Source organism: Methanobrevibacter sp. (genome assembly GCF_017409525.1).
GTDB lineage: Archaea > Methanobacteriota > Methanobacteria > Methanobacteriales > Methanobacteriaceae > Methanocatella.
On sequence record NZ_JAFQSO010000002.1, the window covers coordinates 16,739 to 39,119 of the forward strand.

Here is a 22,381-nt window from a genome sequence, read left to right on the forward strand (position 1 = left end):
AAAATGGATAATCATTATAGTATTTATATTTGTGGTGTAGGGGGCCAAGGAATTATTAAAACTTCTACAATAATTGGAGAAGCTGCTATGAATCAGGGTTTGGATGTTGTCATGAGTGAAATTCATGGAATGTCCCAACGAGGAGGATCAGTTTCCACGGAACTAAAAATCGGCGGATATAACTCTTCAATTATTCCAAATAATGGGGCAGATATGCTGCTTGCTTTTGAACCAATTGAGACAATCAGGGGCCTTGATAAGGTAAATTCAGAAACTAAGATTGTATATAATACTCATCCAATTGTCCCTTCGTCTTCTGATAAGGCATATCCTAATGTCGATAACATTACTAAAATATTGAAAGAAAACTTTAAACATGTCCTTCCAATCAATGGAACTGAACTGGCTATTGAAGCGGGAAGCGTTTTGGCTTTAAACATGGTTCTTTTGGGTGCAGTCACTGCTGATGATAAGTTTCCACTAACAAAAGAGTCTGTAATTGATGCAATGAAAAACAACTTGAAACCAAAATTCCATGATATGAATCTGAAAGCTATTGAAAGCGGATACGATTCTATCAAAGGTTAAATTTTAAATAGTATTTTAACTAAAAATTTAAGTAGATAATAAAGTTGTGGTATTATGGCTTATAAAATTGACAATGCTATTGTAAAAAAAGATATTGCAGGTAATTTGACATTAATTGACCCAGATAATGTTTTCGAAGATGAAGATGCATTTATAGCTGTTAAAAGTGATGATTTAATTACTATCCAACTATTAATCAACGGTATTATGAGTAATGATTTTAAAAGTTGGAGAGAATTAGGCGTTATTCCTGAAACCGAACCTTTAAAAAGCATTTTTGTACGCTTAGGTTATTCTAAAGAAGACATAGCTAATTTATTAAAAGAATTTTAGTTATTCTTTTACTATTTTTTTTTAAACTATATTTTTAATGCATATTAATCTTTAAAAATAGGATGTAGAAAAGAAATTAATCTTTTCTATAAATCTTTAATGTCGTTTTCATCTAAAATTTTAACATTGCTTTCATTTAAAGCATCGATGGCTTTTTCCATGTTTTCCAATCTCATCACTACAATAGCTTCATCAGTTTTGCTGCTTACAAATGCATATAAATATTCTAGATTAATCCCTTTTTCATCAAAAACAGCTAATGTAGAGTTTAATCCATTAGGTTCATCTGGAACAGATAAGATAATCACTTCATTTTCCTTTACAATGAAATTGTCTTTTTCAAGAGCTTCTATTGCTTTTTGATTGTCTGAAACGATTAGTCTTAAAATTCCGTATTTTGTAGTGTCGGCTATTGAAAGTGCACGAATATTAATGTTTTCTTTAGCTAGTGTATCAATAGCTTTTTTGATTCTACCTTCTTTGTTTTCCACGAAAATTGAAATTTGTTTCACTGCCATTTTATCACCTATTCAAAATTCCTTTCATCAATTACGCGAACAGCTTTACCTTCACTTCTTGGAAGTGTTTCCGGTTCACAGATTGTAACATCTACTCTTAAACCGGTTTCTGATCTAATGGATGCTTGAATCTCTTTTTCAACTCTTTCCATTTCTTTCATTTCATCTGAGAATAGTTCTTTGGATGCTTCTACTTTTACTTCAACTTCATCTAATATGTCTGGTCTTGTTACATGAATCATGTAATTAGGGCTTATGCCGCTAATTTTAAGCAATGCCTTTTCGATTTGTGATGGGAAAACCATGACTCCTTTGATTTTCAACATGTCGTCACTTCTTCCAGTGATTCTTGTCATTCTAACTGTGGTTCTTCCGCATTCACATTTTTCAGCTATAAGTGAAGTTAAATCTTTTGTTCTAAACCTTAAAATTGGCATTCCTGTTTTGGTTAGGGAAGTCAATACCAGCTCACCTTTTTCGCCATAATCCAAGGTTTCACCAGTTTCGGGGTTAATCAGTTCTGGATAAAATTGATCGTCTTGGATGTGCATTCCATTTTGGTATTTGCATTCTTGAGCAACACCTGGCCCCATGACTTCAGTTAGGCCGTATATATTATGTGTTTTAATTCCCAATGATGATTCGATTCTTTTTCTCATCTCATCAGTCCACATTTCGGCTCCATGAATTCCTGCTTTTAGATTTATGTCATCTAGAGAGATTCCTGCTTTTTCTCTTGATTCACCAAGATACATTGCATAAGAGGGGGTGCATGTTAAAATATCACTTTGGAAATCGACCATTGTATCAAGTTGTCTTTGCGTATTTCCTGCAGATATTGGTATTGTGATTGCTCCCATTTTATTTCCTCCATGATGGATACCGAATCCTCCAGTAAACAAACCATATCCATATGCATTTTGAATAATGTATTCTTTTTCTGCTCCTGCCATTTTAAGTCCACGTGCAATACATTCTCCCCAAATGTCCAAGTCATTTTGGGTGTATGCGGTAACGGTAGGTTTTCCGGTTGTGCCTGAAGATGCATGAACTTCTACAATTTCTTCACGAGGAACAGCAAGTAAACCTAATGGATAAGCTTCTCTTAAATCACTTTTAGTTGTAAATGGAATTTTTTCAATATCTTTTAAAGTTTTGATGTCCTCTGGCTTAATGCCCGCTTCATCGAATCTTCTTTTGTAAAATTCAACATTTTCATATGCTATTTTTACAGTTTTTTGCAATCTTTCAAGTTGAATTTTCTCTTTTTCGTCTTTATCCATACATTCTGATTTTTCATTCCAAAACATGATATCCCTATTTTATGAATTTTTTATTCACTGTTTAATTTTGATATTCATTTAATATAAAGTTTATAATATTGTTTAGTTTTTTTTAGGTTAATTTAGGTTCATTGTCTACATTCAAATTTTCATATTGATTTAAGAGTGTTATTTTACTAAATAATGTAAATATTTACTTTATTTTTTCAATAAAGTATTTATAATCATTTAAAAATAAATTTAACCGGTGTTTAATATGGATTCTAAAATTAACAGAGGAAGAATCGAATTTAATAATGAAAATTATGAAAAGGCATTAAATTATTTTGATGCTGTAGATGAGGACGATGAAGATTATGATTATGTTTTGATATTTAAGATTACTTGTTTGATGGAATTGGAGCGATATGACAAAGCATTATTCATTATTGAATCTCTTTTAAAGGAAGAGCCTGCTGATGAGCTGTTATTGTATGAAAAAATCAGATGTCACATTGCATTAAGTGAAAAAGTTGAAGCTATGGAAACTCTGAAAAACTTTGAACGCATTATTGCAAAGGACAACAAACAAATGATTTTGGATGTGGCTAGGTTTTATAAGGTTTTGGGTGAGTTTAAAAAAGCTTTAAGATTTTGTAATCTTGCCTTGTCAGTTGATGAGGATTTTGAAGAAGCATTATATGAAAAATCGTTGGTTGCAATAGCATTGAATAATGATGATATAATCAATAATTGTGCTGATAAACTTTTAACTATGGTTGATGAGGATAAATATATTGTTATCCATGTGTTCTTGTTGAAAATGTATTCTGGGAGATTGAGGGATTGTGTGGATATAATTGATGATTATGGGGGTAAATTTGAAAATGACATATGTGAAATGCTTAAGACAGTCGTTTTCAATCAATTATGCGAAAAATTGGATGTCAATGTCCATCTCATTGAAGAGGGTGATGTGTCTGTCAGTGAGGCTATTGAATTGCTGTTTGATTATGAACGAAACGGCATAAAATACGGAATCATAAACGATGTTGGTTTTGTAATAATGTGATTGTACAAAAATGTACATCAATGTACTTTAATAGTAATGTTTAAATAATTTCATCTATTAAATTAAATATTGTAAATATTATTTTGTATTAATATTTTTTTTAGAGGTAATTATTTATGGACGTAATGATTTTGGCAATTGTATTTATAATCTACATTTTTGCACTTGTTTTTGTAGGTTATTATGCATACAAAAAAACTAATTCCTCTGAAGACTTTATGATTGCTGGTAAAGATACGCATCCATTTATCATGGCAATGAGTTATGGAGCTACTTTTATTTCGACAGCAGCTATTGTTGGTTTTGGAGGGGTTGCTGGTGAATATGGTATGAGTGTTTTATGGTTAGCATTCTTGAACATTATTATTGGAGTATTCATCGCATTTGTATTTTTAGGAAAACGAACTCGTAGAATGGGTCATGCTTTAGGATCACTTACATTCCCTGAGTTTTTAGGAAAACGTTTTGATAGTAAATTTATCCAATATGCTTCTGGTTTGATTATTTTCTGTGCAATGCCGATTTATGCGGCAGTAGTATTAATCGGGGCAGCAAGATTTTTAGAATCATCTCTATTAATTGATTTCAGTATTGCACTGTTAATTTTATCAATTATTATTACATTTTATGTATTATTCGGTGGAATACGTGGTGTAATGTATACCGATGCGCTCCAAGGGACAATCATGGTTCTTGCAATGGTATTCTTACTTGTATTTGTATATTGGTTGCTTGGAGGAATTGACACTGCAAATACTGCACTTTCGAATATGGTTAATTTGTATCCTGCCGACGCTATTGCAACGGGCGGAACGGGATGGACGGCATTTCCGGAATTTGGAACTCCATTCTGGTGGTCTTTGGTTTCATCCACTCTTATCGGTGTAGGTATTGGAGTGCTTGCTCAACCTTCATTAATTGTAAGGTTCATGACAGTTAAATCAGATAAGGAATTAAACAGGTCTGTTTTAATTGGAGGTATTTTCATTGCAATCATGCCGACTACAGCATATATTGTAGGATCACTTTCAAATGTTTATTTCTTCGATAAATTAGGTCAGATTGCAGTGGATGTTGTTGGAGGAAATATCGATAAGATTATTCCAACATTCATTACAATGGCATTGCCGGAGTGGTTTGTATACATTTTCCTGCTCTCTTTAATTGCAGCTGCAATGTCTACAATATCCTCACAGCTTCACACCCAAGGAACTGCATTTGGTGTGGACATATATTCAACTTTGAGAGATAAAACAAAAAGAAAGTTGGATGATGTTTCCATATCAAGGATAGGTATTTTAGTAGCTATTATATTGGCATTAATTATGGCATATTCACTTCCGGGAAGTGTAGTTGCACTTGGAACAAGTTTGTTCTTTGAAATTTGTGCAGCGGCATTCCTGCCAGTATTTTTAGGAGCACTTTACTGGAAAGGAATTACAAGACTGGGGGCCATTGCAGGTATTCTTTCAGGAACATTCGTCAGTTTATTCTGGTTAATATTTGTATTTAAAAAGACTGCAGTAGGGCTTGGAATCTGTAAATTCATTTTAGGTGTAGAGACAATATTGCCTAATGCTCCATGGCCATTTATTGATGTGATGTTAATAGCTGTGCCGTTTTCTGCTTTATGTACAATTATAGTAAGTTTACTTACCAAACCTCCTGCAGATGAGGTTGTAGATAAGGCATTTTCAAACATAGACAAAAAAGGAAGTGATGCATAATGGGAATTTTAGGTATTGAAGACCCATGGATTTGGGGTGTATATCTTGGAATTATATTATCCACACTTTTATGTGTTGTTTATGGTATTGTAAATTGGAATAAGGGAGATTAATTTCCCCCATTCTATTTTTTTTATTTTTTAACTACAGCTGTTTTTGTAACACTTAATGAAGAGTATTTTGCTTGATATTTAATGGTTGCACCTACTTTAAGCTTTTTAAGTATATTTTTTCCAATAGTTACTTTTGCAACTCCTTTTGTGTTGGTTTTAGCTTTGTAAGTTTTACCATTAAATTTAAAAGTAATCTGTTTGCCGCTTATTAATGTAGTCCCTTTTTTAAGTGCTGCTGTTAAAACAAGTTTGTTTGCAGATTTTTTAACGCTGACAGTATTCAAGGTTAGTTTCAAATAGTTGAACACGCAGTTTGATGTAGTTCCGCCGTAGATGTCTCTTCCTGTTTGAGCTTTATTGTCAGTGAAAGTACATTTAACGGCTTTTGCACAGTGTATCTTGTCACTGTCGGAGTGTCTAAATCCATATATTGCTCCACCTTTGCTTGCAGAGTTTTTGGTGAATGTTGAGCCTTGTATTAGATTAGAATAATACACGATTTTAGGAGTCCAGGTACCATTTATATAGCTTCCGCTTTGTTCATGGCATTTGAAGTAGACAGCTCCACCATACAATGAAACGGTGTTGCTGTTGAATTTGGAATTTGTTATGTATAAGTCCATATTTCCAAATACGGCGCCTCCTTTCTCACCAGCTTTATTGGAATTGAAGGTACAGGAAGTAATGTCTATGTTGGTAAATGCATATAATGCACCGCCATTTGCATTAGCACTATTTTTTGTAAATGTGCAGTTGTACACATATTCTTTTCCAAATTTGATGTTCAAATCGATTTCGGAGATGAGTTTTGCTAAGATGGCTTTTGTTAAATTTTCTCCAATTATGTCTTTGTCGAATTCATCGAAAAAGTTGACCGATTCAATTGATAGTGAAAACATGGCTCCTGCACTGCCATCAGCTGAATTTTTATAAAAGATGCAATTGTTTGCATTTAACCATCCTAAAGAATTAATTGCTCCACCTGCAGTTCCTGCATGATTATTTGTAAAAGCGCAATTGTTGATTGTTAAATTTGCAAAGTTCAATATTGCCCCTCCGTAAATTTCAGCATTGCCGTTTTTGAGGTTAATGTCGTTTAATGTAACCTTGTTGTTGTTTATCAAACCGGGGGTTATGAAAAAAATTCGAGAATTAGACAATCCATTTAAAGTGTGTCCATTACCATTTATAGTTAAACTTTTTGCAATAACTATTCCAGCATCGCTAAATCCTTCATTGTAGGTATAATCTCTTTCTAAAGTAATGATGTCGCCAACTGAAGCGTTATTAATTTTCTTTTGCAGAGCTGTAAAAGTTCCATCATCACTATCCAGCAGTAAATCGTCTTGTGATGTTGCAAGAACATCACCATTTCCATCTTCAGTTACTTCGTTTGCACTGGTTACTGTATCATTAACATCACTGGCCGCAACACAAGAAATGCTAAACAATATACATAGAATCAACGAAATAACAAGTAATAATCCTTTAAATTTCATTGTTTAACTCCCTATATCAATGTATATAATTTTTTTTGTTTTACCTATTTATTTGTTTGGATGATTTAAAGCAATTTTTAAGTTAAAATACATAGTTTTATATAAATTTAAGAATAAATCTTATATTATTAGTTTAAAATGGGAGTCGAAATTAATATATTTTAATTTGAATAATTGTGATTTGATTTAATAAATTTTTAAATCAATTTTAATATTTTTCCAACATATGAAAAGTGAAGACTTCCTATAGCATATATTAAGTGAGGTATCAAATGAGTGGGAGAGATGTAGGCAATATTGTTGAGATAATGAAGAATGACTTTAAGAGTGCATTTTCAAATCCTATAGTGACAATTGTATTGATTGCAATTATTATTTTGCCGTCCCTTTATGCCCTTTTAAATATTCAGGCATGTTGGGATCCTTATGGGAATACTGGTGACATTCAATTTGCAATTGCCAATCTTGATGAAGGAGCTTCCTTTGATGGTGTGGAAATAAATGTTGGAAATGAACTGGTTAGCGATCTTAAGAATAATGATAAGTTTAATTGGACATTTGTCACGGAAGATGAGCTGCGGCAAGGCGTTTATGAGGGCAAGTATTATGCTGGAATTATAATACCCAAAAATCTGAGTTCGAATATAGTTTCGATTATGGGCGATGACCCTCAACAGGCAAAACTTGAATATGTTGTAAATGTCAAATCAAATCCAGTGGCAACCAAATTAACTGATTCTGGTGCAAATGCTGTTTATATGAATCTTAATGCGAGAATAGTTCAAATCATAAATCTGGCAGCATATGGAAAACTTGGAGATTTGCAAGCTGGTCTTTCCTCAGGCGCAAACCAATTAGCCAGTGGTGGAAGTCAACTTGCGGCAGGTTCATCACTAATATCTTCGGGTGCAGGCCAGGTTCAAAATGGTGTAGGTCAGGTTCAAAGTGGGTCCAATGCTGTTTCTCAAGGTGCAGATCAAATTCGCCAAGGTTCGTCAGCAGTTTCTCAAGGTGCAGACCAAGTTCAACAAGGTTCGGAAGAATTGCAATCCACTGTTGACCCATCATTATTGCCTGATGGTCCTGTGAGGGATTTTGTAGACGGAAATATGAGGCTTGCAAATGCTAGTAGTCAGCTGGCCAGCGGTTCTTCTCAACTTGCTGGAGGTTCATCGCAATTAGCTGATGGAGCTAATGATTTGGCTGCAGGTTCTGTAGAATTGGCTGAAGGTTCATTAAGCCTTGCAGCTGGAGCTCAATTACTTTCATCGTCTGCATCACAAGCGCTATTTACTGCAGCAAGTGCATTATCTGCTTCCGCTAATTCACTTTCAGACATAACTGGAATTAATGAGACCATGCTTGGAGAATATTTCTATGCCCCTATAAAATTGGAAAGAAATGAAGTATTTTCAGTACCGGATTATGGATCTAATGTGGCTCCATTCTATATTGTGCTGTCAATGTGGGTTGGTGCTTTGATTACATGTGTCATGATAGAGCCTAAATCCAGTGTCGGAACCAAGTATTCTCCATTTGAGATGTATGCCGGTAAGCTATTGATATACATTATAATGAGCATATTTCAGGCATGCGTAACGATAATTGGGGCTTGTATTTTAGGGGTCTATATAGATAATTATCTGTTATTCATATTTTCCGCAATATTAGTGTCGGTAATATTCATGATTTTGATATACTCGATAATTTCTGCACTCAGAACTGTTGGAAAAGGTATTTGTGTAGTTTTATTGGTACTTCAAATATCTGCAACAGGTGGAATTTATCCGATTCAAATCATGCATCCGTTTTTCCAAACATTGTATCCGTATATGCCGATGACGTATGCGATATCATTAATGCGTGAAGCACAGTTGGGTGTGGTCTGGTCTAATTACATACCTGCATTAATTATTCTTCTAGCTATCGGTATTGTAACTGTTATTGTTGCAATATTTATTAAAGAAAGAGCGGATAAACGTTCAAAATACTTTGAAGAAAAATTAGAAGAAAGCGGACTATTTTAGAAGTTTTTAACTTCTATTTTCTATTTTATTTTTTTTTAACAACTTTTTTTATAAATTATTTTCAATTCTTTTTCTTGGTTAAATCGTAGGGTCAATTCAATCAAATTTACAAATAACTATATATAGTATCATTCATCACATTAAATCAAATGGAAGTGGTATTATGATATACAAATGTACAATTTGTGGTCACATACATAACGAAGAAGCAACCGGAATACTTTTAAATGAGCTAGATGAATGTCCAATATGCAAACAGGACATTTCCAAATTCGTTGAGGTTGAAAATTCCAAATCCAGTGAAAATATAGAGATAAACACAGAATTAGCTTATGATAAGAATTATGCAAAAAGCGATAAAGACATAAGGGCAATGGATGCAATTCATCAGATGGCCATTACAGGTGAAAGCATTGTTGCTGCAATGTATACTGAACTTCCAATGCCAAACTGGGATGATATTTTGCTTTTAGGTTGTCAGCTAAATCCACAACCCTTGGAAAGCGATGTCGAGGTAAATGCCCAAACAATAATTGGAAAAAATGCCAAAAAGCCATTAGTCATTGAAAGTCCAATCTATATAACTCACATGTCTTTCGGTGCTCTTTCAAGGGAAACTAAAATCGCTCTTGCAAAAGGCAGTGCAGCCGTTAAAACCGCTCAATGCAGTGGTGAGGGAGGAATATTAACAGAAGAGATGGAAAATGCATATAAATATATTTTTGAATATGTTCCAAATAAATACTCGGTTACAGATGATAATCTAAGGAATGCAGATGCAATTGAGATAAAGATTGGCCAATCTACAAAACCTGGTCTTGGAGGTCAGCTTCAGGGTGAAAAGGTTACTCCGGAGATTGCAGATGTGAGGGGAAAGCCTGTTGGTGAGGATATTCATTCTCCGGCAACAATACCCGAGGTCAATTCAAAAGAGGATTTAAAGGAATTGGTTAAGGAGTTAAGGCAATGTTCTGATGGACGGCCAATAGGTTTGAAATTTGCAGCAGGCCGGATTGAAGATGATTTGGAGCATGTGATATATGCAGAGCCTGATTTCATTACAATTGACGGGCGTGGAGGATCAACCGGTGCAAGTCCAAAATTGATTAGGGATTCAACATCCGTTCCAACAATTTACGCTCTTTCAAGGGCTCGCAGGTTCTTGGATGAACATGGAAGTGATATTGATTTAACAATAACTGGGGGTTTGCGGGTATCCTCTGATTTTGCAAAGGCTCTGGCTATGGGTGCAAATGCAGTTGCTGTCGGAACAGGGGCAATGATTGCGGCCGCTTGTCAACAGTATAAGATCTGTGATACTGGAGAGTGTCCGGTTGGTGTTGCAACTCAAGATGATGAGTTGAGAAAAAGATTAAAAATAGATGTTTCAGCTAAAAGGGTTGAAAACTATCTTAAGGTATCCACTGAAGAGTTAAAAACCTTTGCAAGAATCACTGGACATGATGATGTGCATGATTTAAATATTGATGATTTGTGCACTACCAACTCTGAAATATCGGATTTCACGGATATTAAACATGTTTAATTAAATATTGTAGAAATGATGATGCATTTGATGATGTTGTGGTTATTTATCACTTTTGGTATTTGGTGCAATGTCATTGAATTTGCATTTTCTACATAAACTTAGTTTTCAGTGATTTCAATAGTAAATTTATTTATTTCGATTTTTGATGGAGTGTTGTGAATTATAGTAATGCTCGTTATTTTACTTAAAAGTTGTTTTTTATAGGTTTTAACTTTATTTAATGGAGATTTAATTTTTCGATATTATTATATTTTCTTATTTTCACAACAAAACTTTTATATTTACATTACAAAAAAATATAACTGATATAAGTATTTTTCACAACGTTATATTTAGAATTGGTGTGTACATTATGGAGAATAAGAAAATATTTATGATTGGGGTTATCATAGCAGTCATTGCGGTTATAGGCATTGCTTACTTTACAGGAGCATTTGGAAATACCAATGGGGGTTCTAATGAAACGGGCTCCATTACTGTGTATGCAGGAGCGGGTTTTTCAGAACTTGGGGACGATTTGGTAGAGGAATTTAATAAAAAATATCCTAATATTGAAGTAAACATGAGGTATGGTGGAAGTGGTGAACTGTTCTCCACCATGGAAACTCAAAGAGACGGGGATGTTTTCTTCCCAGCTGCATACAAATACATGGGCGAAGCTATAGAAAACGGCTATGTTGAAAATGACACTGTAAAAAATGTAACCAAGAACATTCCGGTTATTATTGTACAACCTGGAAATCCTAAAAACATCACCGGAATAGAGGATTTGGCGAGAGATGATGTGAAAGTTGGTTTAGGAGATCCTGAAGGCCCAGCTATTGGCAAGTCTTCACAGGAAATTTTAAATAAATCTAATGTTACTGTTGATCCTACAGTGACAACAACCACAGTCAATCAACTTGTAACTTACATTACTTCCGGCGAGATTGACGCTACAATCGTCTGGAAAGCAATGACTACATGGTCTGATAATCAGGGTAAATTTGATGTGATTGAAATTCCTGAAGACCAAAACAAGATAAGTACCATTCCTATTGCGGTTACAACATTTACTGAAGATGAGGACTCTTCCCATGCATTTGTGGACTTTGTAACTAACGATCCGGATGCACATGCTTTATTTGAAAAATGGGGATATGAATTATTATAATTAACTCCTTTTTTCTTTTTTCAAATTTAATTAAGGATTGAGTTTATGCGTTCAAAATTTGAAATCTCATTTATTTCCATAACTGTAATTATTACTTTAATTTTATTTTTAGTCATTGGAAGCATGTTTTTGGTGACAACCCCTGAAGGTTTTGTAAAATCTTTATTCTCACATGAGCTTGCTTATTCTATCTGGTTAACCATCTCCACATCTTTAATATCTGCGACTTTAGTTATTCTTTGCTGCATTCCAATGGCATATAGTTTAACTAGATTTGATTTTCCGGGAAAATGGTTTTTTAGAATAATTTTAGATATCCCTATGGCTCTTCCAGAGATTGTTGTGGGTATTGCTCTTTTAATGTTTTTGGGAAACTATGGGATTGGGGGTTGGTTAGATGATTTGGGAATTAAGCTTGTGTTTAATAGCGTTGGTATAATTATAGCCGAGTTTTTGGTTGCTCTTCCATATGCAATTAAAATGTTGCATTCGACATTTAATTATATTGACCCCAGATATGAATTTGTTTCAAGAAGTTTAGGTTACAGTGATGTGGATACTTTCTTTAATATTACGCTCCCTCTTTCTAAACAAGGTTTATTTGCAACTATCATTATTACAATTGCAAGATGCATAGGCACTTTTGCAGCAGTGCTTTTTGTTGGTGGGGGCATATTGCAAAAAACGGATACATTATCAATTACAATGTATTTGCATTTATCTACAGGAAATATGGACTTGGCGATTACTGCAGGCATTATTTTAGTAATAATATCAGTTATTACAATTGCCATTATGGAGAAATATGCTCCTGAAACTTATAATCATAGGTGAAATTATGTATTTGGAAATTGAGAACTTAAATGTTGATCTTGGTGAGTTTCACCTAAAGGATATTAGTTTTGAAATTGAAAAGGGAGAATATGTAGTTTTAATCGGCCCTACCGGTTCTGGAAAATCTGTCCTACTTGAAACGATAATTGGATTTTATCAACCCGATTCAGGAACTGTAAAACTTGATGGAAATGTGTTAAATGATGTTCCTCCAGAAGAAAGAAACATTGGTATCGTATATCAGGACCATGTATTGTTCCCGAATATGAATGTTTATGACAATATTGCATATGGTCTGAGAAAGGACAAGTCTTTATCAAAAGAGGAAATAGACAAAAAAGTAAAAAACATTGCAGAAACAATGAATATTTCACATATTCTTCATAGGGACATATTAACGTTAAGTGGTGGAGAATCTCAAAGGACTGCCCTTGCACGCGCACTCATAGTTGGGCCTGATATTATTTTGATGGATGAACCTTTCTCTGCATTGGATGTGACAACACAGGCAAAACTAACATCCTTGATTAAAGACATAGGTGCGAAGTATGAAACAACATTTCTTCATGTGACTCATAACTTTAATGACGTATGGAACTTAGCAGATAAGGTGGGGGTCATGAAAGATGGCATTCTTCATCAATTGGACTATATCAATAAAGTGTTTTCAAAGCCGGCAAATGATTTTGTGGCTAGTTTTGTAGGTGTAAACAATATCTTTGATGGAGAAATAATAAACACCAAACAAAATTCCGTTACAGTGAAATTAAATGAAAATATTGAAATTCAAAGTACTGATGATGAATATTGTAACTTGGCATCCCATGAAGTTATTGGAGAAAATGTTTTAGTTGCAATTAGGCCTGAAAATATAATTTTTGCAAAATCCACATTCGAATCATCTGCAAGAAACCAACTTAAAGGTAAGATTACTAAAATAAATGAATCAGGACCTATTGTTAATGTTGAAACTGATGTTGAAGGCATATTATTTAAAGGAATTTTAACAAGAAATTCATTTGAAAATCTTGATTTAAACATGGGTAGTGATGTGTATTTAATCTTTAAATCAGTTAATGTAAATATCTTAGATAGTTATAATACATTTAAACTATCTTAATTTTTCTTTTAAAATTTAAAGCAATATTTTTGATGATTATCAATGATTCCAATAGCTTCAAGATAGGAATAGATTATTGTTGGGCCTACAAATCTCATTCCTCGCTTTTTTAAATCTTTTGAAATAGATTTAGATAACTCTGATTCGGTTAAATATTCATGTTTTATAACATTTCCATCAGTAAAACTCCAAATATATTTGTCAAAGCTTCCGAACTCTTTTTGAATTGCAATAAATACTTGCGCATTGTTGATGGCTGAAGTAATTTTGCCTTTATGGCGGATTATCCCCTCATTTTCTCTTAACTCATTAACTTTATCCTCATTATAATCGGCCACTTTCACAACATCAAAATTGTCAAATGCTCTTTTGAAGTTTTCACGCTTTTTTAAAATGGTAATCCATGATAATCCTGCTTGAAATGATTCCAAAACCAGCAATTCAAATAAATCTCTATCATCATGGGTTGGAACTCCCCATTCTTCGTCGTGATATCTTATATAAACTTCATCATCAGTTACCCAATCGCATCGCTTTTTATTCATGATAAATACTTATTATAGACTTCACTTAAATATATTATCATACATTAAATCACGTTAGATTTAAACGTTAAGATAAAGCAATTGCATATTCTGCATCAAATGTATAAAATTATTTTAAGAAGAGGGGATTAGTATGACAAATTTGGGCTTTGGGATGATGAGGCTTCCGCTATTGGATGAAAATGACTTTACAAAGATTGACTATAATCAAGTTAACCAGATGGTTGATGCATATATGGATGCAGGTTTTAATCACTTTGACACTGCATATATTTATCATGAGGGAATAGGCGAGATTGCATTTAGGAAAAGCGTAGTTGAAAGATATCCTCGCGATTCATTTAAGATAGCTACTAAATTGCCTTTATTTGTAATTACTGAAGAATCGCAATTGGAACCAATATTCGCTGAACAACTTAAAAATTGTGGTGTTGATTACTTTGATTATTATATGTTGCATAATGTAAGTGGATATACGGAAAACGCATGGAAAAATGTTGATTTGTACTCATTCATCAATAAGAAAAAAGAAGAGGGATGCATTAAGCATATAGGATTGTCCACACATGGAAATGCCGAATTTTTGGAAGAAATTTTATTCGAACATCCCGAATTAGAATTTGTCCTGCTCCAGATAAATTATCTTGACTGGGAAGATGAAGGAATAGAATCTAGGAAATGTTTGGAAGTTGCAAGAAAATACGGCAAACCTGTAATGATAATGGAACCTTATAAAGGCGGATTTTTAGCTGATGTGCCTGAAGAAGCGGAGAAAATCATGAAAGAATATGATTCTGATAGGTCTGTCGTTTCTTGGGCGATGAGATTTGTAGCTAATCTGGATGCATGTGTTGTTTTAACTGGAGCCAGTAGTCTGGAACAGCTTGAAGACAATATCAAAGAATTCGAGAATGCAAATCCGTTAAATGATGCTGAATTGAAAATTCTAGAGGAAGTTTCAGAGATAATTAACAGTAACATTACAGTGGACTGTACAAAATGCAGATACTGCGTTGATGCTTGCTCTGAAGACATTGACATTGCCAAACTCTTCGATTTATACAATAAGCATAAAATGCAGGGAGAAAACGATTGGACACAGTATGGAAATGCATATTTAAATTATTCTAAGCTTCCGGATGTTGGAATAGCTTCAGATTGTATAGAATGTGAGGTCTGCATTGAAGAATGCCCTCAGCAAATCAATATTCCTGAAGTCTTGAAAGATGTTGCAAAAACATTCGAAACTGAAGGTTATGGATTCACAGATTAATCCATATTTTTATTTTTTTATAAATGGGAGCAAATTTTAATAATAATTAATATTAAATCTATTTATAGTTAATTGATTGAAGGTTTTAAAATGATACCTGGTATGAATAAAAAACAAATGAAACAAATGGAAAGACAAATGAAAAAGATGGGTATGAAGATGGAAGACCTTGACGGTGTTCGTGAAGTAATTATCCGTTTTGATGATAAAGAGTTAATCATCGATGATCCTAGTGTAAGTTTAATGAATGTAATGGGTCAGGAAACTTATCAAGTTGAAGGTAAAGCACGTGAAGTGGAACTTGAATATGAAGTAGAGATTCCTGATGAAGATGTTGAAATGGTGGCCAATAGCGCTAATGTTTCTGAAGATGAAGCAAGGGCTGCACTTGAAGAATGTAAAGGCGATTTAGCAGAAGCTATCATGAAATTAAATCAATAGATAAAAATGACAATCATTGCACATATCTCTGATTTGCATGTCAGCAAATCTGAATTTGATGAGGAAATGTTCATGCAAGCTGTAAGCGAGATAAATCACTTGCAGCCGGATATGATTATTTTAACAGGGGATGTCACGGAACATGGATATCATGTTGAATATAAACAAGCAACCAGATATCTTGCGATGTTTGAAGCACCTTTATTCGCTGTTCCTGGAAACCATGATTCTCGTAATTTAGGTTATCAAAGTTTTGAAGAATTGATAGGTGAGAGAAGTTGGAAATTGACATTAGGTGAAAAATTCACTGTTGTTGGCCTTGACAGTAGTTCTCCAGATGAGAATAGGGGCCATATTGGTGCTCCTCAGCATATGTGGTTAGAACATCAATTAGATGAATGTGTAATTAATGAAAATTTTTCTATTGTGGCCTTACATCACCATGTAATTTCCATACCTCAAACAGGTCGTGAACGTAATGTTTTATCTGATGCAGGCGATATTTTAAAGACATTAACCACTCATGAAGTGGACATGGTTTTATCAGGGCATAAACATGTTCCCAATATTTGGAGAATCAATGATTCTATTGTCGTTAATGCAGGTTCATTATGTTCTAGCAAGCTGAGAGGAAAAAATTGCAATTCTTATAATGTTTACAATATTTCAGATAGGGAAATTGAAATATTCCTCCATAATGTCGGTGGCGAAAAATTTTTATTTGGAAAATATCCAAGAAATAGATTATAAATATAAAATTTAAATATTGAATAAAATAAATATAGTATACTGAATAATTTTTTAGGTGATATTATGAAAGTTGTCGTTGATGCTTCTAATGTAGCACACTATGTAAAAAACGAAAATGGCCAGCCAAAAATGGCTAATATTCTTGCTGCTGTTAAAGCATTAGAAGAAGGTGAAGATGAATTTGTAATTATTGCTGATGCATCACTCCGTCATGAAATTGATGATAAGGAAAAATTCTCAAAATTATTGGAAAGTGAGAATGTGGAAGAAGTTCCTGCTGGAAATGATGCAGATCATTTTATTCTTGAAATTGCCACTAATGAAAAAGCAAAAATTTTATCTAATGATAAATTTAGAGATTATGCTGCCGAATTTAGAAATATCTCTTCAATGAGGATTCCATTTGTGATAGATAATAATAGGCTCACATTCGGAAAACCAAAACAGCCTAAAAAAGACAAAAACATTCTTCAACACATTTGTGATGAAATTATTAAGGAATTAAACTTTAAAAGATGGGAAATCTATACAGGTAAAGAGGGATTGGAGATTTCTCCATTAAATATAGCTAAACAGGCTATTATCCGCATTGATAATGAGAGCAACACTGAATCTAAACTGGAAAACATCTTTTCAAAAATTCCAATGTTCAATAAAATTGTAGAAATGGTTGATGATGTTGAAATTGCCGCTCCTTATGTGATTTTTGTATTGGTTCATCCTAAAGATTACAAACTTGCCGTTAAAAATGCAGGCAATATTTCAGTCACTATAGCTGACAGATTAGGTCTTGAGAAAAAGCCTCTAATTGCAGTTCGTAATGATTTATTCACTAAACCAGGTAATTTTGAATTAAATATCTTGCTTGCGGATGAAGTGACTGAAAATGCGCCATATAATATTTTGGTTCGTGTAAGTGCTCATGATGAAGTATTCATTAAAAGAAACTCCAGAAATATTGCAAGTACTATAGCTGGTAGGCTTGGGTCATGGAAGTTTCCTTTTGTATCTGTTAAACCAGACATGCTTTTAGAAAAACCAGGTGAATTTGAGATAGAGCTGGAGAAGGGAGGATCATTTGATGACTAGTTTTTTTACTAAGTCTTTAATTAAAACAACCACTAAACTCACTCCCATTTCAGTTGGAACAAAATTTTTTCCAACCAATAATCTTGAAACGGAATATGTAGAGTTATTCAATTATACTCAAACCATTCTATTTGAACTTGAAAAGGCTGAAATCACATCAGATACGATTTTGCAGAACTTGATTCGTGATGTTGGAGCCGAAAACATTCCAACAGATTACACATTTTACGAATTGAAACCTGCAGAAAATAAAATTGAAGAGTATGCTTTAGTAAGTAATATTATCATGGGTAGTGACCGTTATTTGTACATTGAACTTCAACATCCTTCTAATTTAATTAATATATTTGTTAAGATCATTCAAAATGAAAAAGGAGAAATTGTCGAAAAAACTGCAACAGAACTTGTTGCAAAAATGTTAAGTAAAAACGATGCTATTCGTGTTGCAATCGAACTTATAGGTATAGGATTGTCAGAAGGAATTCAGGTTATTTCGGCTGTAGGAATGACTGGTGCCGCTTCAATCGAGAGAGCTATTCACTACACTCAAAATGTTGGGAGTTTTCCAGGCATTGCATTTACAAAGCTTGGCGGTGAATACGCTTTAGTTTTTGATGAACCGTTTTTGCTTAGAGAATCTAGACCTATTGATTTGGAAAATTATTTATTCATCGATTTAATCGATTCCACTAAATTCATAGATAAAAAAGGTAGAAATCAACTTGTTGACCTTATGACTGGAATAAAAAATTTCATCGAAACGGAATGTGAAGGTGAACTAGAAGGTTATAGGGAAGGAGGGGATGATTTTATTGCAAGATTCCCATCTAAAGATTTAGCTATTCGTGCAGGACTTGATGCCGCTTGGTTTGCTCTTGATAATGGTGCAAAGATTAGAGCAGGTGTTGGTAGAAGTAGGCGTGAAGCAGGCGAGAGGGCTCAACTTGTTGATAATATTGACTCCACATCTCCTTTATCATTGGTGGTGTTTGAATTAGCTAATGGATTATATGCTTACAATATTCCATCCGAATTTACAAGAACCTTGATTAATTTGGTTGAAAATGAAAAATCTAAATTAATTGGCGTTTTCATATTTGTATTCGTATTTGTATATTTGATGTCTATTTTAGGACTAGGCATCTTTGGATTTATTGGAATTATATTGGCTTTAGTTTATGCACTTGTGGCATGATAAATTAAGAAGAGAATTACTATGAGACGAAAAAAAGACGATAAGAGAGTATTAAGGCCGGGAAACGGTTCTTCCTCTCCTCGAGGTGGTCGAAAAAACACTAGATTTAAGTCAAAAAATAATAGATTTAAATCAAACAGGAATCGTAGTTCTCCACCCCACATGAAGCAAAAAAAGAAAAGAAAAAATAATGGCAAGCTGGTTCTTGTAATGATTATTGCATTAATTGCATTTATTATCGGAGCGGCCGCCGGAATCTCTTTGAGTTTTGATGATGGAAGTGTGGATGAAAATACCACCCAATATGAAAATGTTACAGACCAGATGGTTACTAATGTAACTGACTCAGGCCCTGTCGTTTATAATAGTCCAGATTCGGCTGACAGTAATCAAAATCAGTCAAGTTCAATTTCAAATCATAGTAGAAATTCAAATTAATTTATGATAATTTATTGATTTTTGTGATTATTATGAGTTTTATTAGAAATCTAGATGGTGGATTTTCAGTAATTGAAAATCTTAAGGTGTCTGGAGCTAAAGAAGGGAAATATGGAGTAAGCATTATTCTTTGTCCGGATAGTAATGCTTCTGCAGTATTCACTACAAATAAAGTCGTTGCAGCTCCAGTTAAGTATACTAAGAATGTAATTAAAAACGGTGTTGTTTCTGCTGTTTTTGTAAATAGCGGTAATGCTAACTGCTTTACTGGTGAACAGGGGTTCAAAGATTGTGAAACCTTAGTTGAACTGGTTGCTAAAGATTTAAAAATACCAGTTAGTGAAATTGCAATAGCCTCAACAGGGGTTATTGGTCGTGAAATGCCTATTGATATCATCTCTAAAGTGGCTTACGAATCTCTTTCTAAATTAGGAAATGGGGCGGAGAATTCTCTTGCAGCTGCAAAAGCTATCATGACTACAGACACTTTTCCAAAAGAATGCGCTGTTGAAGTTACTTTGACAACTGGAGAGGCAGTTAAAATTGCTGGAATTACAAAAGGAAGTGGGATGATTGCCCCAAATATGGGAACAATGTTATCTTTTATTGTAACTGATGCAGTTATTCCTCCTAAGGAGATTAATAAGGCATTAAAACAGGCGGTTGAAACCAGCTTTAACATGATTGTTGTCGATGGTGATGAAAGTACTAATGACACTTGCTTGATGATGGCAAATGGGGCATCAGGTGTGGAAGTAATAAAAGATGGTGAAATTGATTCGAATTTCCAGAAAGCTTTAAATTATCTATGCATTGATTTGGCTAAAAAAATGGCTCGTGATGGTGAAGGAGCTACAAAATTCATAGAAGCAAATGTTTTTGGTGCAAAAGATTTAAATGATGCGCGTCTTGCTGCAAAATCCATTATATCATCAAGCCTTTTTAAGTCTGCAGTATTTGGCGGCGATCCAAATTGGGGCAGGATTGTTGCGGCAATTGGTTATTCAGGCTGTGATTTAAATCCCGACATTGTTACAATAGCTATTGCAGATGATGCCGATGAAGTGGATCTAGTTAAAAATGGTGAAATATTGGCATTTGAAGGAACTCCTTATCTTGAAAGAGCTGAAAAGATAATGCAGTCAAAAAATGTTATTGTAAATGTGGATATGGATTTAGGTGATGGTGAAGCAACCGCTTGGGGTTGTGATTTAACTTACGATTATGTTAAAATAAATGCAGAATACACCACATAAAGAAAAGCTTTAAATATCTTGAAAACATATATTTTTTTGTTATACAATAATTCTAATATTATTATTATCAAATTTAAGGAGGGGAAAATATGGCAAAAGTTAAAGGAACTAACAGAAGAACCAGGCAAAAAAGAAGTTATACCAAACCTGGTAGTAAAAGGGGCAGAGGAGTAAAACAAACTTGGAAAAAATAATCCTCTTTAACTTTTTTTATTTATTTTTAACTATTTTTACACTGTTTTGTAATTGATTTCACATTGAAAATTATTATATACTATTTTTTTAAGAAATTATAATTAAGGTGAAATTATGATGATGCCGGAAAATGGACACAGAGCTCATGGATTTTCAAGCGCTTTCTTTTTGGATTCCGATGAGATTTTAAAAGAATTAGATATTCAGAGTGATGAAACTTTTATGGATGCTGGATGTGGCGATGGACACAATGCGATAAAAGTTTTGGAAGATTATAATCATAAAGGAACAGTTTATGCAGTAGATATTTATGATGCATCCATTGAAGATATGGAAGCATATAAGAAAGAAAACAATGTTGAAAATTTAATCAATATTGAAGCGGACATCACTGAAGGCATTCCTGGAGTTGAAGATTCTTCAATTGATATTGTATTGATGGTGAATGTTTTCCATGGTTTTAAAGCATCTAGAAAATTGGATGAAGCTATCGAAGAGCTTAAAAGAATAGTCTCTGATGACGGTAAAATAGTCATTATGGATTATAAGGCATGGGATGTTCCAAATGGACCTCCAACAAAAGTGAGAAGTTCTCCTGATGAGTTGGAAGAATTATTCAATAGGCATGGACTTAAAAAGATTTACTTGAATGAGGAAATAGGGGAAGACATTCCTGAAGGAAAGTCCCACTATTTAATAATGTTTAAGAAAGATTAGTTTTTTTTCTAAAATTTTTTTCCTCTTTTTTTTTAAATTGAAAATAATTAAATACTATTTTTTAAAGATTAATATTTAATTAAATATGGTGATTAATATGGAACATAAGCATCATGGAAAGTCAAGTGCGACCTTTCTAAACTCTGATGAGATTATTAAAGAATTGAATTTCAAAGGCAATGAAACATTTATGGATGTTGGCTGCGGTGATGGTTATATTTCACTTAAAGCAATCGATGAATATCTTCCGGAGGGAACCGTTTATGCGGTGGATATTTATGATAAGGCTATTGAAGATTTAAAAGAGTATAAAAGTGAAAAAAATATCGAAAACTTAATTCCGATTGAAGCGGACATCACTAAAGGAATATCCTTAATTGATGATGATTCAATCGATGTTATTTTAATGCTTAATGTATTCCATGGTTTTAAGGAATCAGAAATTAGAGCTGATGTGATAGAAGAACTTAAAAGACTAATAAAGAATGATGGAAAAATTGCCATCATGGAATTCAAGCCGATTGAAATGCAAAAAGGACCTCCAGTTGATATTAGAGTTTCTCATTTTGAACTAGAGGAGCTATTTGTTAAGCATGGTCTTAAAAAAGTTTACTTGAACGTGGACATTGGTGAGAAAATTCCTGAAGGCAAGTCCCATTATATCATAATATTTCAAAAGGAGTAATC

General features: G+C 33.6%; 23 protein-coding genes. 19 read left to right on the forward strand and 4 right to left on the reverse strand.

All coding sequences use genetic code 11. The annotated features are described in order from the left end of the window. The first annotated feature begins 3 nt into the window (after positions 1-3). Together IJE64_RS00655 and IJE64_RS00660 are read left to right on the forward strand one after the other, a co-directional pair. Entirely contained in the window at positions 4-588 is a 585-nt protein-coding gene (locus tag IJE64_RS00655; protein WP_292780580.1) for an indolepyruvate oxidoreductase subunit beta, read from the forward strand. Between the two features lie 54 nt (positions 589-642). Next, the gene (locus IJE64_RS00660) at positions 643-921 is read left to right on the forward strand and encodes a hypothetical protein (RefSeq protein ID WP_292780583.1); all 279 of its coding nucleotides are present in this window, start codon (positions 643-645) and stop codon (positions 919-921) included. An 86-nt stretch (positions 922-1,007) separates the two neighbouring features. On the opposite strand, the gene IJE64_RS00665 is transcribed toward IJE64_RS00660, so the two are convergent. Further along, on the reverse strand, positions 1,008-1,439 hold the full coding sequence (locus tag IJE64_RS00665; protein WP_292780586.1) for an amino acid-binding protein: 432 nt from the start codon (positions 1,437-1,439) through the stop codon (positions 1,008-1,010). An 8-nt stretch (positions 1,440-1,447) separates the two neighbouring features. Beyond that, on the reverse strand, positions 1,448-2,749 hold the full coding sequence (locus IJE64_RS00670) for a phenylacetate--CoA ligase family protein (protein ID WP_292780589.1): 1,302 nt from the start codon (positions 2,747-2,749) through the stop codon (positions 1,448-1,450). Positions 2,750-2,978: 229 nt separating this feature from the next. Between IJE64_RS00670 and IJE64_RS00675 the strand changes: the two genes are divergently transcribed. The 3 genes from IJE64_RS00675 (at position 2,979) to IJE64_RS10640 (ending at position 5,613) form a co-directional block, all read left to right on the forward strand. Then, a complete protein-coding gene (locus tag IJE64_RS00675; protein WP_292780591.1) occupies positions 2,979-3,773 on the forward strand; it encodes a tetratricopeptide repeat protein in 795 nt (264 codons plus the stop codon). A gap of 116 nt (positions 3,774-3,889) precedes the next feature. Continuing rightward, positions 3,890-5,500: a sodium:solute symporter gene (locus tag IJE64_RS00680; RefSeq protein ID WP_292780594.1), complete on the forward strand. Its 1,611-nt coding sequence runs from the start codon at positions 3,890-3,892 to the stop codon at positions 5,498-5,500. Further along, on the forward strand, positions 5,500-5,613 hold the full coding sequence (locus IJE64_RS10640; RefSeq protein WP_342764982.1) for a symporter small accessory protein: 114 nt from the start codon (positions 5,500-5,502) through the stop codon (positions 5,611-5,613). Before IJE64_RS00680 ends, IJE64_RS10640 begins: the two co-directional genes overlap by 1 nt. A gap of 20 nt (positions 5,614-5,633) precedes the next feature. On the opposite strand, the gene IJE64_RS00685 is transcribed toward IJE64_RS10640, so the two are convergent. Then, positions 5,634-7,112 carry a hypothetical protein gene (locus IJE64_RS00685; RefSeq protein WP_292780597.1) on the reverse strand — a complete coding sequence of 493 codons (1,479 nt, stop codon included), beginning with the start codon at positions 7,110-7,112 and terminating at the stop codon, positions 5,634-5,636. 272 nt (positions 7,113-7,384) lie between these two features. Here IJE64_RS00685 and IJE64_RS00690 point away from each other — a divergent pair, with 272 nt between their 5' ends. The 5 genes from IJE64_RS00690 to IJE64_RS00710 all read left to right on the forward strand — a co-directional run bounded on the left by IJE64_RS00690 (position 7,385) and on the right by IJE64_RS00710 (position 13,795). Further along, positions 7,385-9,139, forward strand: coding sequence for a YhgE/Pip domain-containing protein (locus IJE64_RS00690; RefSeq protein WP_292780599.1), 1,755 nt, complete (start codon positions 7,385-7,387; stop codon positions 9,137-9,139). Between the two features lie 163 nt (positions 9,140-9,302). Next, complete coding sequence (locus IJE64_RS00695) at positions 9,303-10,685, forward strand: glutamate synthase-related protein (RefSeq protein WP_292780601.1); 1,383 nt, start codon at positions 9,303-9,305, stop codon at positions 10,683-10,685. A 355-nt stretch (positions 10,686-11,040) separates the two neighbouring features. Next, positions 11,041-11,841, forward strand: coding sequence for a molybdate ABC transporter substrate-binding protein (gene modA / locus IJE64_RS00700; RefSeq protein WP_292780603.1), 801 nt, complete (start codon positions 11,041-11,043; stop codon positions 11,839-11,841). A gap of 45 nt (positions 11,842-11,886) precedes the next feature. Next, positions 11,887-12,675 (forward strand): ABC transporter permease, encoded by a 789-nt coding sequence (locus tag IJE64_RS00705; RefSeq protein ID WP_292780607.1) that lies wholly within the window; start codon positions 11,887-11,889, stop codon positions 12,673-12,675. A gap of 4 nt (positions 12,676-12,679) precedes the next feature. Continuing rightward, positions 12,680-13,795, forward strand: a complete 1,116-nt coding sequence (locus tag IJE64_RS00710; RefSeq protein WP_292780610.1) for an ATP-binding cassette domain-containing protein — start codon at positions 12,680-12,682, stop codon at positions 13,793-13,795. 8 nt (positions 13,796-13,803) lie between these two features. Here IJE64_RS00710 and IJE64_RS00715 read toward each other — a convergent pair whose 3' ends face one another. Next, on the reverse strand, positions 13,804-14,340 hold the full coding sequence (locus IJE64_RS00715) for a DNA-3-methyladenine glycosylase I (protein WP_292780613.1): 537 nt from the start codon (positions 14,338-14,340) through the stop codon (positions 13,804-13,806). A 133-nt stretch (positions 14,341-14,473) separates the two neighbouring features. Here IJE64_RS00715 and IJE64_RS00720 point away from each other — a divergent pair, with 133 nt between their 5' ends. From IJE64_RS00720 to IJE64_RS00760, 9 genes are all read left to right on the forward strand, one after another. Continuing rightward, positions 14,474-15,613: an aldo/keto reductase gene (locus tag IJE64_RS00720; protein ID WP_292780616.1), complete on the forward strand. Its 1,140-nt coding sequence runs from the start codon at positions 14,474-14,476 to the stop codon at positions 15,611-15,613. Positions 15,614-15,703: 90 nt separating this feature from the next. Next, complete coding sequence (locus tag IJE64_RS00725; RefSeq protein WP_292780619.1) at positions 15,704-16,054, forward strand: nascent polypeptide-associated complex protein; 351 nt, start codon at positions 15,704-15,706, stop codon at positions 16,052-16,054. Positions 16,055-16,060: 6 nt separating this feature from the next. Continuing rightward, complete coding sequence (locus tag IJE64_RS00730) at positions 16,061-16,804, forward strand: metallophosphoesterase (protein WP_292780622.1); 744 nt, start codon at positions 16,061-16,063, stop codon at positions 16,802-16,804. A 63-nt stretch (positions 16,805-16,867) separates the two neighbouring features. Then, positions 16,868-17,893, forward strand: coding sequence for a Zc3h12a-like ribonuclease (locus tag IJE64_RS00735; RefSeq protein WP_292780625.1), 1,026 nt, complete (start codon positions 16,868-16,870; stop codon positions 17,891-17,893). Beyond that, positions 17,886-19,088 carry a hypothetical protein gene (locus IJE64_RS00740; RefSeq protein ID WP_292780628.1) on the forward strand — a complete coding sequence of 401 codons (1,203 nt, stop codon included), beginning with the start codon at positions 17,886-17,888 and terminating at the stop codon, positions 19,086-19,088. Before IJE64_RS00735 ends, IJE64_RS00740 begins: the two co-directional genes overlap by 8 nt. A 21-nt stretch (positions 19,089-19,109) precedes the next feature. After that, the gene (locus IJE64_RS00745) at positions 19,110-19,526 is read left to right on the forward strand and encodes a hypothetical protein (RefSeq protein WP_292780630.1); all 417 of its coding nucleotides are present in this window, start codon (positions 19,110-19,112) and stop codon (positions 19,524-19,526) included. Positions 19,527-19,558: 32 nt separating this feature from the next. Beyond that, positions 19,559-20,782 carry a bifunctional ornithine acetyltransferase/N-acetylglutamate synthase gene (gene argJ, locus IJE64_RS00750; protein WP_292780633.1) on the forward strand — a complete coding sequence of 408 codons (1,224 nt, stop codon included), beginning with the start codon at positions 19,559-19,561 and terminating at the stop codon, positions 20,780-20,782. Between the two features lie 309 nt (positions 20,783-21,091). Further along, on the forward strand, positions 21,092-21,694 hold the full coding sequence (locus tag IJE64_RS00755; RefSeq protein ID WP_292780635.1) for a class I SAM-dependent methyltransferase: 603 nt from the start codon (positions 21,092-21,094) through the stop codon (positions 21,692-21,694). 97 nt (positions 21,695-21,791) lie between these two features. Beyond that, positions 21,792-22,379, forward strand: a complete 588-nt coding sequence (locus IJE64_RS00760) for a class I SAM-dependent methyltransferase (protein ID WP_292780637.1) — start codon at positions 21,792-21,794, stop codon at positions 22,377-22,379. Positions 22,380-22,381 lie beyond the last annotated feature (2 nt).

What these genes read in the sequence shown, in the direction of transcription:
- IJE64_RS00685 (WP_292780597.1), bottom strand. Translation starts at nt 7,112, where the DNA reads ATGAAATTTAAAGGATTATTACTTGTTATTTCGTTGATTCTATGTATA.
- IJE64_RS00730 (WP_292780622.1), top strand. Translation starts at nt 16,061, where the DNA reads ATGACAATCATTGCACATATCTCTGATTTGCATGTCAGCAAATCTGAA.
- IJE64_RS10640 (WP_342764982.1), top strand. Translation starts at nt 5,500, where the DNA reads ATGGGAATTTTAGGTATTGAAGACCCATGGATTTGGGGTGTATATCTT.
- IJE64_RS00670 (WP_292780589.1), bottom strand. Translation starts at nt 2,749, where the DNA reads ATGTTTTGGAATGAAAAATCAGAATGTATGGATAAAGACGAAAAAGAG.
- IJE64_RS00660 (WP_292780583.1), top strand. Translation starts at nt 643, where the DNA reads ATGGCTTATAAAATTGACAATGCTATTGTAAAAAAAGATATTGCAGGT.
- IJE64_RS00690 (WP_292780599.1), top strand. Translation starts at nt 7,385, where the DNA reads ATGAGTGGGAGAGATGTAGGCAATATTGTTGAGATAATGAAGAATGAC.
- IJE64_RS00725 (WP_292780619.1), top strand. Translation starts at nt 15,704, where the DNA reads ATGATACCTGGTATGAATAAAAAACAAATGAAACAAATGGAAAGACAA.
- IJE64_RS00755 (WP_292780635.1), top strand. Translation starts at nt 21,092, where the DNA reads ATGATGATGCCGGAAAATGGACACAGAGCTCATGGATTTTCAAGCGCT.
- IJE64_RS00680 (WP_292780594.1), top strand. Translation starts at nt 3,890, where the DNA reads ATGGACGTAATGATTTTGGCAATTGTATTTATAATCTACATTTTTGCA.
- IJE64_RS00655 (WP_292780580.1), top strand. Translation starts at nt 4, where the DNA reads ATGGATAATCATTATAGTATTTATATTTGTGGTGTAGGGGGCCAAGGA.
- IJE64_RS00705 (WP_292780607.1), top strand. Translation starts at nt 11,887, where the DNA reads ATGCGTTCAAAATTTGAAATCTCATTTATTTCCATAACTGTAATTATT.
- modA (WP_292780603.1), top strand. Translation starts at nt 11,041, where the DNA reads ATGGAGAATAAGAAAATATTTATGATTGGGGTTATCATAGCAGTCATT.
- IJE64_RS00715 (WP_292780613.1), bottom strand. Translation starts at nt 14,340, where the DNA reads ATGAATAAAAAGCGATGCGATTGGGTAACTGATGATGAAGTTTATATA.
- IJE64_RS00745 (WP_292780630.1), top strand. Translation starts at nt 19,110, where the DNA reads ATGAGACGAAAAAAAGACGATAAGAGAGTATTAAGGCCGGGAAACGGT.
- argJ (WP_292780633.1), top strand. Translation starts at nt 19,559, where the DNA reads ATGAGTTTTATTAGAAATCTAGATGGTGGATTTTCAGTAATTGAAAAT.
- IJE64_RS00695 (WP_292780601.1), top strand. Translation starts at nt 9,303, where the DNA reads ATGATATACAAATGTACAATTTGTGGTCACATACATAACGAAGAAGCA.
- IJE64_RS00665 (WP_292780586.1), bottom strand. Translation starts at nt 1,439, where the DNA reads ATGGCAGTGAAACAAATTTCAATTTTCGTGGAAAACAAAGAAGGTAGA.
- IJE64_RS00720 (WP_292780616.1), top strand. Translation starts at nt 14,474, where the DNA reads ATGACAAATTTGGGCTTTGGGATGATGAGGCTTCCGCTATTGGATGAA.
- IJE64_RS00735 (WP_292780625.1), top strand. Translation starts at nt 16,868, where the DNA reads ATGAAAGTTGTCGTTGATGCTTCTAATGTAGCACACTATGTAAAAAAC.
- IJE64_RS00710 (WP_292780610.1), top strand. Translation starts at nt 12,680, where the DNA reads ATGTATTTGGAAATTGAGAACTTAAATGTTGATCTTGGTGAGTTTCAC.
- IJE64_RS00740 (WP_292780628.1), top strand. Translation starts at nt 17,886, where the DNA reads ATGACTAGTTTTTTTACTAAGTCTTTAATTAAAACAACCACTAAACTC.
- IJE64_RS00760 (WP_292780637.1), top strand. Translation starts at nt 21,792, where the DNA reads ATGGAACATAAGCATCATGGAAAGTCAAGTGCGACCTTTCTAAACTCT.
- IJE64_RS00675 (WP_292780591.1), top strand. Translation starts at nt 2,979, where the DNA reads ATGGATTCTAAAATTAACAGAGGAAGAATCGAATTTAATAATGAAAAT.